Source organism: Salipiger sp., assembly GCF_048261495.1.
Classification (GTDB): domain Bacteria; phylum Pseudomonadota; class Alphaproteobacteria; order Rhodobacterales; family Rhodobacteraceae; genus Salipiger.
In genome coordinates this window covers 45,730-58,164 of record NZ_JBLXFX010000005.1, presented here as the reverse complement: position 1 = coordinate 58,164, position 12,435 = coordinate 45,730, and the positions used below count along the sequence as shown (strand labels likewise).

8 protein-coding genes are annotated in these 12,435 nt (G+C 68.4%); 7 read left to right on the top strand and 1 reads right to left on the bottom strand.

Annotated elements, in window-relative coordinates; translation table 11 throughout:
* The first annotated feature begins 67 nt into the window (after nucleotides 1–67).
* From ACN0RJ_RS11655 to ACN0RJ_RS11640, 4 genes are all read left to right on the top strand, one after another.
* Nucleotides 68–2,626 (top strand): ELWxxDGT repeat protein, encoded by a 2,559-nt coding sequence (locus ACN0RJ_RS11655; RefSeq protein WP_417724362.1) that lies wholly within the window; start codon nucleotides 68–70, stop codon nucleotides 2,624–2,626.
* Between the two features lie 631 nt (nucleotides 2,627–3,257).
* A complete protein-coding gene (locus ACN0RJ_RS11650) occupies nucleotides 3,258–5,303 on the top strand; it encodes a calcium-binding protein (RefSeq protein WP_417724361.1) in 2,046 nt (681 codons plus the stop codon).
* Between the two features lie 149 nt (nucleotides 5,304–5,452).
* On the top strand, nucleotides 5,453–6,712 hold the full coding sequence (locus tag ACN0RJ_RS11645) for a calcium-binding protein (protein ID WP_417724360.1): 1,260 nt from the start codon (nucleotides 5,453–5,455) through the stop codon (nucleotides 6,710–6,712).
* 163 nt (nucleotides 6,713–6,875) lie between these two features.
* Nucleotides 6,876–9,260, top strand: coding sequence for a M10 family metallopeptidase C-terminal domain-containing protein (locus ACN0RJ_RS11640; protein WP_417724359.1), 2,385 nt, complete (start codon nucleotides 6,876–6,878; stop codon nucleotides 9,258–9,260).
* A 24-nt stretch (nucleotides 9,261–9,284) separates the two neighbouring features.
* On the opposite strand, the gene ACN0RJ_RS11635 is transcribed toward ACN0RJ_RS11640, so the two are convergent.
* On the bottom strand, nucleotides 9,285–9,533 hold the full coding sequence (locus ACN0RJ_RS11635; protein ID WP_417722829.1) for an accessory factor UbiK family protein: 249 nt from the start codon (nucleotides 9,531–9,533) through the stop codon (nucleotides 9,285–9,287).
* 93 nt (nucleotides 9,534–9,626) lie between these two features.
* On the opposite strand from ACN0RJ_RS11635, the gene lgt reads away from it, so the two are divergent.
* The 3 genes from lgt to pgeF are packed head-to-tail and all read left to right on the top strand — an operon-like array spanning nucleotide 9,627 to nucleotide 12,333.
* The gene (lgt, locus tag ACN0RJ_RS11630; protein ID WP_417724358.1) at nucleotides 9,627–10,517 is read left to right on the top strand and encodes a prolipoprotein diacylglyceryl transferase; all 891 of its coding nucleotides are present in this window, start codon (nucleotides 9,627–9,629) and stop codon (nucleotides 10,515–10,517) included.
* On the top strand, nucleotides 10,514–11,575 hold the full coding sequence (locus tag ACN0RJ_RS11625; protein ID WP_417722827.1) for a class I SAM-dependent methyltransferase: 1,062 nt from the start codon (nucleotides 10,514–10,516) through the stop codon (nucleotides 11,573–11,575). The genes lgt and ACN0RJ_RS11625 overlap by 4 nt, the downstream gene beginning before the upstream one ends.
* Nucleotides 11,572–12,333, top strand: coding sequence for a peptidoglycan editing factor PgeF (pgeF, locus tag ACN0RJ_RS11620; protein ID WP_417724357.1), 762 nt, complete (start codon nucleotides 11,572–11,574; stop codon nucleotides 12,331–12,333). The genes ACN0RJ_RS11625 and pgeF overlap by 4 nt, the downstream gene beginning before the upstream one ends.
* Nucleotides 12,334–12,435 lie beyond the last annotated feature (102 nt).

The window sequence follows — 12,435 nt, the reverse complement described above, 5'->3', positions numbered from 1 at the left end:
GCACGGTGGCCCTGACGACAAGACGGGCGGACCGCTCCCGGTCCGCCCCTGCGAACAGGAGGGGATGATGGCGCAGGTTCTGTTCTTTACGGCGGATGACGGCACGACCGGGGTCGAACCCTATGTCACCAACGCGGCGGGGACCGGAGCCAGCCGGCTCGCGGATATCAACCCGGGGGCCGAAAACTCCGTCACCGGGTCGCGGGGCGAAGCCGCCGCGCTGCCGGGCGGCGTCCTCTTTGCCGCCGACAACGGCACGCAGGGCGAGGAGATCTGGTTCACCGACGGCACCCCGGCGGGAACGCGGCTGCTCTCCGACCTGCTGCCGGGGGCGCTGACCTCGGACCCCTTCAACTTCTTTTCCGCCGGGGATCATGTCTATTTCGCCGCCGGGAACTTCGACATCGGGCTGGAGCTGTTCATCTCCGACGGCACGGCGGCGGGCACGCACCTGGTCTCCGACATCGCGCCCGGCGCCGCGGATTCCCGGCCCCGCGATTTCGTCCTCATGGGCGACGGGCGGGTGATCTTCAACGCCGACGACGGCGCGCACGGGACCGAACCCTGGGTGAGCAACGGCACGGCTGCGGGCACCTTCATGGTGCGCGACATCCGGCCCGGCAATGCCTTCTCGAACTCCGCCCCGGAATTCGGCGTCTGGAGCGAGGCGCTCGGCCTCGTCTTCTTCGACGCCAAGACCGACGACGAGGGTCGCGAGCTCTGGGCCTCGGACGGCACCGCCGCCGGAACCTACCTCGTCCGCGACGTCAACCCCGGCCCCTCGTCGCCCTTCATCAGCCACTACGCGGCGGCGGGCGACTACGTGGTCTTCGAGGCGGACGACGGCGCGACCGGGTCCGAGATCTGGGTGACCAACGGCACCAACGCGGGCACGCGGCTGCTGCGCAACATCAATGCGGGAGAGGAGGATTCCTTTCCCGCTGAATTCGCCACCTTCGGAACGCGGGTCCTGTTCCAGGCCGAAACCGATGCGCAGGGCGACGAATTGTGGATCACCGACGGCACCACCGCCGGCACCCGCATGGTCCGCGACATCAATCCCGGCCCGGCGGATTCGCGGCCGTCGTATTTCACCCCGGTCGGGGACGGCACCCGCATGGTGTTTTCCGCGACCGATGCCGCCAACGGTTCGGAACTCTGGATCACCGACGGCACCGCCGCCGGAACCCGGCTGCTGGCCGACGTCAACCCCGGCGCGGTCTCTTCCTCGCCGAGGGAGTTCATCGCGGTGGGCGATCTGGTCTATTTCGTCGCCTACGATCCCGCGCACGGGCGCGAGCTCTGGGTGACGGACGGCACCACCGCGGGCACGCACATGGTCGCGGATCTGACCCCCGGCGCGGGCTCGACTCCCTTCGGCAACTTCACCGTGCTGGAAACCGACACCGGCACCGGCGGCAACTCCGGCACCATCGAAGGCACCACAGGCGCCGACCTCATCGAACTGACGACCGAGGTCGAGGTGGTGAACCTCAGGGGCGGGGCCGACACCATCCAGGGCACCGCGGCGGAGTACGACGGCGTCACCCTGCGCGATTACGACCCCTACGATGCGGCGGCGGCGATGGTGCTGTTCGGCTTTCTCTACGAAGCCGACATCAGCAATCTCTTGATCCGGGTCGTCCTCGGGGCGGCCATCGTGTCGCTGGACACGGACGGCGACGGCGAGGCGGACTCCAGCTTCAGGCTCGAAGGCAATTTCGACGGCATCACCTTCAGCATCTTCACCGACGGGACGAACACCACGCTGCGGACGTCGGGCGATCCGAACGCCGGGGTCTATCATCCCGGAACCGACGACAACGACACGACGATCGGCAGCTCCGGCAACGACACGTTGCTGGGCGGGCCGGGCGAGGATTCGCTCTCCGGGCTCGGCGGCAACGACCATCTGTCCGGCGGGGCGGACGACGACACCCTGCTCGGCGGTGCCAATGCCGACACGCTGGACGGCGGCGCCGGGGGCGACCATCTCGACGGCGGAGCGGGGCGCGACGTGGCAAGCTACGAAAGCGCCACGCGCTCGGTCCGTGTCGACCTGCAGAACAGCCAGTTCATGTACGGGGACGCGGTGGGCGACACCTTCGTCAGCATCGAGGTCTTCCGGACCGGCAACACCGTCGACCAGCTTCGCGGCGACGATCAGGCGAACGAGTTTTACACCGGCGGCCTGTCGGACCGTCTCTACGGGCGGCGCGGTGACGACCTGCTCTTCGGCGAGGACGGCGCGGATGCCTTCTACGGCGGCCTCGGGGCCGACACCATGACCGGCGGCGAGCAGGCCGACCGCCGCGACCGCTACATCTATTTCGCCATCCAGGAATCCCGTCCGGGCGCGGGCAACCGCGACGTCATCACCGATTTCGTCGCCGGCGAGGACCGGATCGAGATCTCGCGCTTCGACGCCGACACCACTCAGGGCTTCAAGCAGCATTTCACCTTCGTGGGCGATGCGGGCCTTTCCGGCACGGCGGGCGAACTGACCTATGTCCACGCAGGCGGAAACACCATCGTCATGGCGGATACGAACGGAGACTCGCTTCCGGATTTCGAAATCGAGCTGACCGGACTCGTCACCCTGACCGTCGACGACTTCCTGTTGTGAGCCCTGTCGCGCCCGCCCGCCTTCCGGGGCGGGGCGCGGTGCCGACCATCCCTCGATGTGACCGATATCCGGGACGCAAGTCGTGGAAAGCCTGCCTTGACTTTTGCCGGTCGACGGGCATTTTTGATCGAACGGTAAAGGTTTCTCAGGGTACGGGATGAGCTGACTCTCTTTCGAAAAGACACAGGTGACGCATTGTCCTGTGCTCTTGCATTCCACGTTCCGGATCGTTCCGCCGCCCGGTTTCGGGCAGGCCCGGCCATCCGGCATGATCACATCAATTCAGCGACCCGGCGCATCTTGCCGGGGGGCATCCCGGCAGCCTCCGCGCAGGATATTTCATGCAGCTTTTCCCGGCCCATCCCTTGCCCGACCGCGCGCCCTCCGGCGGTGCGCCGTTCGGCGGCCGGGCCCCCGGGCTGACGGCATCGGGGCGCAGCCTGCACCCTCTCTCCTCGGGCCGCACCGGCCCCGGAGCTTCGGACGGACCCGGCGGCAATGACCCGGCGGCCCGACCCACCCCATCATCGAAAACGGCGTCCGGGGAGGGCGGCCATGCGGTCCGTCACGGACGGGCGCCCCGAACGGACAGGCGGCGGCCACGGTGGCGCGCCGCAAGGGAGAACGAACAATGACGATCGGCATCGGTACGGAATATGCCCTGGGCAGCATCATGGGCCCCGGCTACTACATTTCCTCAAGCCCGGAACTGGCCCTGCTGAGCGACGGTCGCGTCGCGGCGGCCTGGACCCAGTCGAACTACATGGGCTTCGATACCGAGATCTACGCCCGCATCCTGAACGCCGACGGGTCGGGGGCGACCGCGTCGCAGATCGTCAACACCGACCTTGACGGCTACCAGAGCGCGCCCGCGCTTGTCGGTCTCGCCGGGGGCGGCTTTGCGGTCACATGGGAACAGTTCCGCCCGTCCAGCGACATCTTCGACGACTACAACATCCGCGCCTTCAGCGGCTCCGGCGCGCCGCGCGGCGCGCAGCAGCAGGCCACGATCGACCTGCCGATCCCCGACGGCCACCCCCGTGCCTCCAGCTACAACGACATCGCCTCCGGCGACCTGCTCGGCCTGGCCGATGGTGGCGCCATCGTCGCCTACGAGCACGAGACCGGCGGCGCCACCTTCGGTCGCGTGGTTTCGGCCGACGGCACCAGCCTTGGCGATCCGGTCGAGCTTTTTGACCGCGCCAGCGAACCAACGCTGCTGCAGCTGGCCAATGGCGATGTGGTGGTCGCCCTGTCCGGAACGCGCGCGGTGACGCTGCGGATTTCGGCACCGGACCTCGTCGGCGCGCCCGCAGGAATTGCCGGCGCGACCGGCCCGGTCGAACTGTCCTACGACTACGCGCCCGGCGATTCCTCGGCCGGGATCGCGCGGGGCATCGGTTCATCGCTCGAATTCATCACCGCGCGGCCCGAAGGCGGCTTTGTCGTGGTCTACAACTTCGACCCGGACATCCGCTCGGACGATCCCGTCGATGTGTTCCGCACCCAGTGGTACGACGACGCGGGCGTGCTCGAGCGCACCATCGACATTCCCTTCCCGACGGATGATCCCGACGCCATCGAGTATGCCCGCGGCGAAGTGCAGGTCCTGCCCGACGGCCGCTTCGTGGTGCTCTGGCAGATGGCGGTCGGGGTCAACGACTACGATCTCTTCGTGCAACTCTTCGATGCGGACGGCACCTCGCTCGAGGAACCGGTACGCTTTCACGACTACACCACAGGCGTGCAGTCGCTCGGCGATTCGCTGGTCACGCCCGAAGGCGATCTCCTGGTCAGCTACTACGGCGCCGCGCCCTTCGGCAGCGACCTGCTGAACGTGGTGCTGCTCGACCTGCCCGAGGCGGAGCCCGCTCCGGGTGTGATCTACGGCACCCCCGGCCCCGATACGGTTCCGGGGACCGAGGGCACGGACACCATCGACGGTCTTGCCGGGAACGACCTGATCCTCGCGCTCGGCGGGGATGACACGCTGCTCGGCGGGGCGGGCAACGACACGCTGGACGGCGGCGCCGGGGCCGATTTCATCGACGGCGGTGCCGGGCGCGACGTGGTGAGCTACCGCAGCGCGACGACCTCGGTCCGGGTCGACCTGCAGAACACGCAGTTCATGTATGGCGACGCGGTGGGCGACACCTTTGCCAATGTCGAGGTCTTCCAGACCGGCGACACGGTGGACCAGCTGCGCGGCGATTCCGGGTCCAACGTGTTCTACACCGGCGGCCTGTCGGACCGCCTTTATGGCCGCGCGGGCAACGACTTCCTCTTCGGTCAGACCGGGGCGGATGCCTTCTACGGCGGGCTCGGGGCGGACACGATGACCGGCGGCCCGGACGAGGATCGCCGCGACCGCTACATCTACTTCAACATCGCGGAATCGGGTGTCGGGGCGGGCAATCGCGATGTCATCACCGATTTCGTCAGCGGCGAGGACCGGATCGAGATCCGCCGCTTCGACGCCGACACCACGCAGGGCAACAAGCAGTATTTCGACTTCGTCGGGGATGCGGGCCTGTCCGGCACGGCGGGCGAGCTGGCCTATGTGCACGAGGGCGGCAACACCATCGTGCAGGCCGACGTGGACGGCGACGGCCTCGCGGATTTCGAGATCGAACTGACCGGGGTCATGGATCTCACCGCGGACGATTTCCTGATCTGAGCGGGGTCTGACGCAAACACCGCCGCCCTTGCCGGCTATCGGGCAGGGGCGGCGGCCGCCCGCGCAGGCGCACGCATTCCGGATTGAATGTCCCGCCGAGCCTGTTTTCCTTCGGAGCATTCACCGCATATCATCGAGGACAGAAAGCCATGGCCCAGATTTCCATTCCGACCCTGACCGGCACCGATGTGCGGATCGAGACCTTTTCACCGAATCTCGACGCGCCGATCACCGAGCCCGCGACCGCGACTCTTTCCGTCACCGAGATCGAATTCGACGATATCAATTTCTACGACATTTCCGGCGATCCGTTCGAAGTCGTCGCCGCCCAATTCGATTTCATCGGGCAGACGCTGCATTACACCATCATCGAAACACGCTATTCCCGGTTTGACGATGTCAGCGATCTGACAGGGTTCAACGGCTACGTGCTGACCTTCGACGCGCTCGCCGCGCTCGCCTCCGCGCGGCTTGTCAGCGTCGAAATCGTGGACGAGGGCACGACCCTCGCCTTCGAGGACCGGATGAGCTACGTCGACGAGGATTCGCTCTACGTGAACATGGACGGGCTGCGCTTCGTCGCGGGCGATACGCTGGAGCTGCGGTTCGGCTGGGGACTGACCGCGACCGGCGGCAACGACGTGGTCACCGGCGGCGACGGCGGAGACCTGCTCGACGGCGGGGCGGGCGACGACACGCTGCGCGGCGCCGAGGGTGACGACAGCCTGCGGGGCGGCGCCGGGGCGGACCGGCACGAAGGCGGCGGCGGGCTCGACCTTGCCGATTATTCCGAGCGCACGGAACGGGTTCTGGCCGACCTTCAGCGCGACGTCAGCGCCGATCCCTTCGCGCGGTTCTTCACCGGCGGCGCGGTCGAAGGCGATGTCTACGACGGCATCGAGGGCGTGATCGGCGGCAGCGGCGCCGACAACCTGCGCGGCGATGCGGGCGACAACCTGCTGCTCGGCGGCGGGGTGTCGGACAGGCTCTACGGCCGGGCGGGCAACGACACGATCCTCGGCGGCACCGGCGCCGATGCGATCTACGGCAACCTCGGGGTGGACGTGATGACCGGCGGCGGCGATGCCGGGCGGGCCGACCGCTTCATCTACTTCAGCCCGGCGGAATCCGGGGTCGGCGCGGGCAATCGCGACATCATCACCGATTTCGTCAGCGGCGAGGACCGGATCGAACTCTCGCGCTTCGATGCCGATATCACGCAGGGCAACAAGCAGGCCTTCACCTTCGTCGGCGAGGCGGGCCTCGGCGGGACGGCGGGCGAACTGGCATTTGTCCGGGGTTCGGGCGCCACCATCGTTCAGGCGGATCTGGACGGCGACGGCATGGCGGATTTCGAAATCGAGCTCTCCGGAGAGATGATCCTGACCGAATCCGATTTCCTTATCTGAAAAAATTAATTCCGGGGCGAAACCATGACCCGCCCTCATGCGTGGATCGGCATAGTACAGCGCAGGCAGCATTGCCCTGCGGCCGATCATTTTTCATGTGATTGCCCGTATCAGGCCCGTCGTCCCGCGTTGTCCTTCAACAGGGAGTCGACAGGAGAGCGACATGGCCACATTCACTGTTACCACATTGGACGACACCGGCGCGGATGCGTCCGACCTGACCCTTCGCGAAGCCATCGAGATGATGGCGACCACGCCGGAGGGCGATCGCATCGAATTCGCGGACGGTCTGTCGGGCACGATCATGCTCGACGGCGGCGCGCTCGAACTCATGGCCTCGGGCTACAACATCATCGACGGCGACGTGGACAATGACGGCCTGTCCGACATTTCCATTTCGGCCGGCGGCATGTCCGGTGTCTTCGTCGCCACCATGGGGCGCTACACGCTGCAGGATCTGACCATCACCGGCGGCATGGCCGAAAACGGCGGCGGCCTCTGGATCGGCGAGGACGCGTTCGTCCGGCTCCTGCGCAGCACCGTCACCGGCAACGAGGCGACCGGCAACGACGCGGGCATGGGCGGCGGCGGCATCTTCTCCATGGGCGAGGTGGCGTTGGTCAACGCCACAATCTCGGGCAACACGGCCAGCGGCACCTCCGGTTCCGGCGGCAACCTGCTGGTGTCCTCGGGCGACGCCTATCTGGGCTGGTCCACGATCTCCGAAGGCAGCGCCGCCCGCGCGGGCGGCGGCATCGAGGTCACCACCGGCACCGTGATGATCGAGAACAGCCGTCTCGAAGGCAACAGCACCGGCAACAGCCCCGGCAACGGCGGCGCCCTGCATGTCACCGGCACCTCCGACGTCACCATCGAGAACAGCCTCGTGCGCGGCAACAGCGCCGGGTCCGAAGGGGGCGGCCTCTGGAACAACGCCGGCTCGACCATGACGATCCGCAACACGGTCGTCAGCATGAACGAAGCCCTCGGCGACGCGGCCGACAACGGCGGTGGCGGCGTGTTCAACAACGGCGGCGACCTGGTCATCGAAGGCGGCTCGATCAACCGCAACGCGGCCAGCGGCGTTTCCGGCTCGGGCGGCAACGTGTTTTCGACCGGCGGCATGGTCGACATCTCGGGCACCGCGATTTCCGGCGGCACCGCCAACCGCGCGGGCGGCGGGATCGAGGTGATCGACGGCACCATGACCATCAGCGGCGCGACCCTGGTCAACAACCGCACCGGCGACGCGCCCGGCAACGGCGGCGCGCTGCACGTGACCGGCACCAACGGCACCATGGTTTCGGTCAGCGACTCGATGATCCTGCGCAACTTCGCCTCCTCCGAAGGCGGCGGCCTCTGGAACAATGCCGGCTCGGTCATCACGGTCACCGGCTCGACGGTGTCGGGCAACGTCGCGGCCGGGGCCGCGGCCGACAACGGCGGCGGCGGGCTGTTCAACAACGGCGGCACCTTTGCCATCTCGTCGAGCACGGTCGAGGGCAACCGCGCGACCGGCACGGCCGGCTCCGGCGGCGGCCTGTTCAGCACCGCCGGCACCGTCACCGTCACGGACACGGACTTCGACGGCAACACCGCCCGCCGCGCCGGGGGCGGGATCGAGATCGTCGAGGGCAACCTGCTGGTCTCCGGTTCCGACTTCTCGGACAACTTCGCGGGCCCGGCACCGGGCAACGGCGGGGCGATCCACGTCACCGGGGGCGCGGCCACCGACATCGACGGCGGCTCCTTCACGGGCAACACCGCGACGGCCGAAGGCGGCGCGCTGTGGAATTCGGCGACCGGCACGATGGTCGTCAGCGGCGCCGCCATCCTCGGCAACCTCGCCAACGGCACCGCGATGTCGGAGCAGGGCGGCGGCGGTGTCTTCAGCAACGGCGGCATGACCACGCTGATCGACGTGACCGTGACCGACAACACCGCCAACCGCGGGCTCGGCGACGGCATCCTCGGCGTCGCCGGCACCACGTTCGCACTGTCGGGGGCGGAGCTCGACGACACGCTGCGCAATGTCGGTGACATGGGCGACACCGTGACCGGCGGCACCGGAGACGACGGGCTGCGCGGCACCGACGGCATGGACAGCCTCAGCGGCGGCAGCGGCGACGACCGCCTCTTCGGCCTCATGGGGGATGACATGATCTCCGGCGGTGCCGGCGACGACCGTCTCTACGGCAACCTCGGCGGCGACACCCTGACCGGCGGCGCCGGCAACGATGCCTTCGTCTACTTCGGCACGCAGGACAGCCCCTTCGTCTCGGGTCTCGTCGACACGATCACCGACTTCACCCAGGGCGAGGACGTGATCGACCTGTCACGCATCGACACCGACATGCTGATGACCGGAGATCAGGGGTTCCGCTTTCTCGGATCGACCGCCTACGACGGCTCGCCCGGGGCGCTGACCTACGGCTTCGTCGATGACCACACGGTCATCCAGGCGGATGTCGACGGCGACTTCACCACCGACTTCGAGATCACCGTGGCGGGACGGGTCATGTTCACCGCCGACGATTTCATGCTCTGATCCGGGCGCCGGAGGGCGCGGGGATCACTCCGCGCCCTTCTGCTCCAGCGCGTCGAGCCGCGCCTTCAGCGCCTCGTTCTCCTCGCGGGCCTTCTGCGCCATCGCCCGCACCGCGTCGAATTCCTCGCGCGTGACGAAATCGCGGTCGGCCAGCCAACGGTCGATCATCGACTTCACGGCCGTCTCCGCTTCGTCCTTGGCCCCCTGTGCGACGCCCATGGCATTGGTCATCAGCTGGGAAATATCCTCGAACACCTTGTTGCGCGTCTGCATGACGGACTCCTCTGGTCACCTCCCCGTTATATGGGCCGATCGGCGCGCGGTCACAAGGTTGACCTCCCCCGAATCCGCGGGCACAGAGTCGCCATGCGCGCCGTGCTTTCCTTTCCCCCGATTTCGCCCGAGATCTTCTCGGTCTCGCTCCTCGGCATGGAGTTTTCCCTGCGGTGGTACGCCCTCGCCTATATCGCGGGGATCCTGATCGGATGGCGCCTCGCGGTGTCGGCGGTGCGGCGCCCGGCGCTGTGGCGCGACGACACGCCGCCGATGACCGCCGCGCAGGTCGAACAGCTGCTGAGCTGGGTCATCCTCGGGGTGATCCTCGGCGGGCGGTTCGGCTACGTGCTGTTCTACCAGCCCGCCTACTACCTGTCCCACCCGGCCGAGATCCTGATGATCTGGCAGGGCGGCATGTCGTTCCACGGCGGCATGATCGGCGTCGTCCTCGCGGCGCTCGGCTTCTGCCTGCTGCACCGGCGGCCGATCCTGCCGACCGCCGACATGATGGCGCTGGCGACCCCCTGGGGGCTGCTGCTCGGCCGGTTGGCGAATTTCGTCAATGCCGAGCTCTGGGGCCGACCCTCGGAACTGCCCTGGGCGGTGATCTTTCCCGGCGAGGCGGCGCAGAGCTGCGGCCAGGCGGTGGGAGAGCTCTGTGCCCGCCACCCCTCGCAACTCTACGAGGCGGCGCTCGAAGGGCTGCTCCTCGGGCTGGCCCTGCTCTGGCTGGTCTTCGTGCGGCGCGCGACGCGCCTGCCGGGCCTGGTCTGCGGCGTCTTCGGCGCGGGCTACGGCGTGGCGCGCTTCCTGGTGGAATTCGCCCGCCAGCCCGATGCGCAGTTCGTGACCGCGGGCAACCCGTGGGGGCTGGCCTGGCAGGTCGGCGGCTACGGGCTGACCATGGGGCAGATCCTGTCCCTGCCGATGATCCTGCTCGGCCTCGCGCTGATCCTGACGGCGCGGCGCAGGGCGGCATGACGACACTGAACGACATCCTGCGCGCGCGGATCGCGGCCGAGGGCCCGATGACGCTGGCCGAATACATGGCGATCTGCCTGCTGCATCCGGTGCACGGCTACTACACCACCCGCGACCCCTTCGGGCGGGCCGGGGATTTCACCACCGCCCCCGAGATCTCCCAGATGTTCGGAGAGCTTCTGGGCCTCTCGCTGGCGCAAGGCTGGCTCGACCAGGGCGCCCCCGAACGCATCGTGCTCGCCGAGCTGGGCCCCGGCCGCGGCACCCTGATGGACGATGCGCTGCGGGCGATGCGGGGCGTGCCGGGGCTGATCGACGCGGTCGAGCTGCACCTCGTCGAAGCCTCTCCGGTGCTGCGTGCCGAACAGGAATCCCGCCTCGGCACCTTTGCGCCGCGCTGGCACAACGGGGTCGACACCCTGCCCGAGGCGCCGCTGTTCCTGATCGCCAACGAATTCTTCGACGCCCTGCCGATCCGCCAGTTCATCCGCGACGGCGACGGCTGGCGCGAACGGGTGGTGGGGCTTGCCGACGGCGCGCTCGCCTTCGGGCTGACCGACCGCGCCGCGCAGGGCGCGCTCGAACACCGGCTGGCCGATACCGCCGACGGCGACCTCGTCGAAACCTGCGCCGCCGCGCAGGCCATCACCGCCGACATCGGGCGCCGGATCGCCGAACACGGCGGCGCGGCGCTTATCGTCGACTATGGCAGTTGGGGCAGCCTCGGGGATACCTTCCAGGCCCTGCGCGCCCACCAGAAGGCCGACCCGCTGATCGGTCCCGGCTATGCCGACCTCACCGCCCATGTCGACTTTGCGGCGCTGGTCCGCGACGCGCCCTGTGCCCGGTCCGGGCCGGTGCCCCAGGGCGTCTTCCTCGAACGGCTCGGCATCACCGCCCGCGCGCAAAGCCTTGCCCGGGGACTTGGCGGAGCCGCGCTCGACAGCCATGTCGCCGCACATCGCAGGTTGACGCACCCCGACGAAATGGGTTCGTTGTTCAAAGTGATCGGACTGTATCCCGAACATGCCGCGCCGCCTCCCGGATTGATCGAATGACGCTGGAAATCATCACCTCCGACCTGATTGCCCCGCTGCGCCACGGCTTCTTCACCCGCAGGGGGGGGGCCTCCTCCGGCGTGTTCCACGGGCTGAACTGCGGCCCCGGCTCCTCGGACCAGACCGAGATCGTCGCCATCAACCGCGCCCGGGTGTCCGGCGCGCTCGACGTACCGCCCGAGCGTCTGATCGGCGTTCATCAGGTGCATTCGGCCGATGTCGTCGCCGTCACGCGCAGCGACGCGCTGACCGGCGCGCGGCCGAAGGCCGATGCGCTCGTCACCGCCGAACCGGGGCTCGCGCTGTCCGTCCTGACCGCCGATTGCCAGCCCGTGCTCTTTGCCGATGCCGCCGCCGGCGTGATCGGCGCGGCCCATGCCGGCTGGCGCGGTGCGCTCGACGGCATTCTCGAAGCCACGGTCGACGCCATGCTCGCCCTCGGCGCGGAGCGCGACGACATCCGCGCGGTTATCGGCCCGTCGATCAGCCAGCGCGCCTACGAGGTCGGCCCGGAATTCTTCGAGACATTCCTCGGGGAAGACCCCGAATACGCCCGGTTCTTTGCCGGGGGAGAGGGCGACCGCCTGCACTTCGACCTGCCGGGTTTCGGGCTCCACCGCCTGCGCGAAGCGGGAATCGAAGCGGAATGGACCCGGCACTGCACCTATTCCGATCCGGACCGGTTCTACTCCTACCGGCGCACCTGCCACGCGCGCGAGGCCGACTACGGCCGCCTCATCGCGGCCATCCGGCTCTGACCCCTGCCGCCTCGCGGCCGACGCGAGGCGAATCCGGAAACAAACCGGCCCGTTTCCCCGAATTGTCCCGCCCCGGTCAAAAACCCGCCGCAATTCGGCGGG

What these genes read in the sequence shown, in the direction of transcription:
- ACN0RJ_RS11655 (WP_417724362.1), top strand. Translation starts at nt 68, where the DNA reads ATGGCGCAGGTTCTGTTCTTTACGGCGGATGACGGCACGACCGGGGTC.
- ACN0RJ_RS11650 (WP_417724361.1), top strand. Translation starts at nt 3,258, where the DNA reads ATGACGATCGGCATCGGTACGGAATATGCCCTGGGCAGCATCATGGGC.
- ACN0RJ_RS11645 (WP_417724360.1), top strand. Translation starts at nt 5,453, where the DNA reads ATGGCCCAGATTTCCATTCCGACCCTGACCGGCACCGATGTGCGGATC.
- ACN0RJ_RS11640 (WP_417724359.1), top strand. Translation starts at nt 6,876, where the DNA reads ATGGCCACATTCACTGTTACCACATTGGACGACACCGGCGCGGATGCG.
- ACN0RJ_RS11635 (WP_417722829.1), bottom strand. Translation starts at nt 9,533, where the DNA reads ATGCAGACGCGCAACAAGGTGTTCGAGGATATTTCCCAGCTGATGACC.
- lgt (WP_417724358.1), top strand. Translation starts at nt 9,627, where the DNA reads ATGCGCGCCGTGCTTTCCTTTCCCCCGATTTCGCCCGAGATCTTCTCG.
- ACN0RJ_RS11625 (WP_417722827.1), top strand. Translation starts at nt 10,514, where the DNA reads ATGACGACACTGAACGACATCCTGCGCGCGCGGATCGCGGCCGAGGGC.
- pgeF (WP_417724357.1), top strand. Translation starts at nt 11,572, where the DNA reads ATGACGCTGGAAATCATCACCTCCGACCTGATTGCCCCGCTGCGCCAC.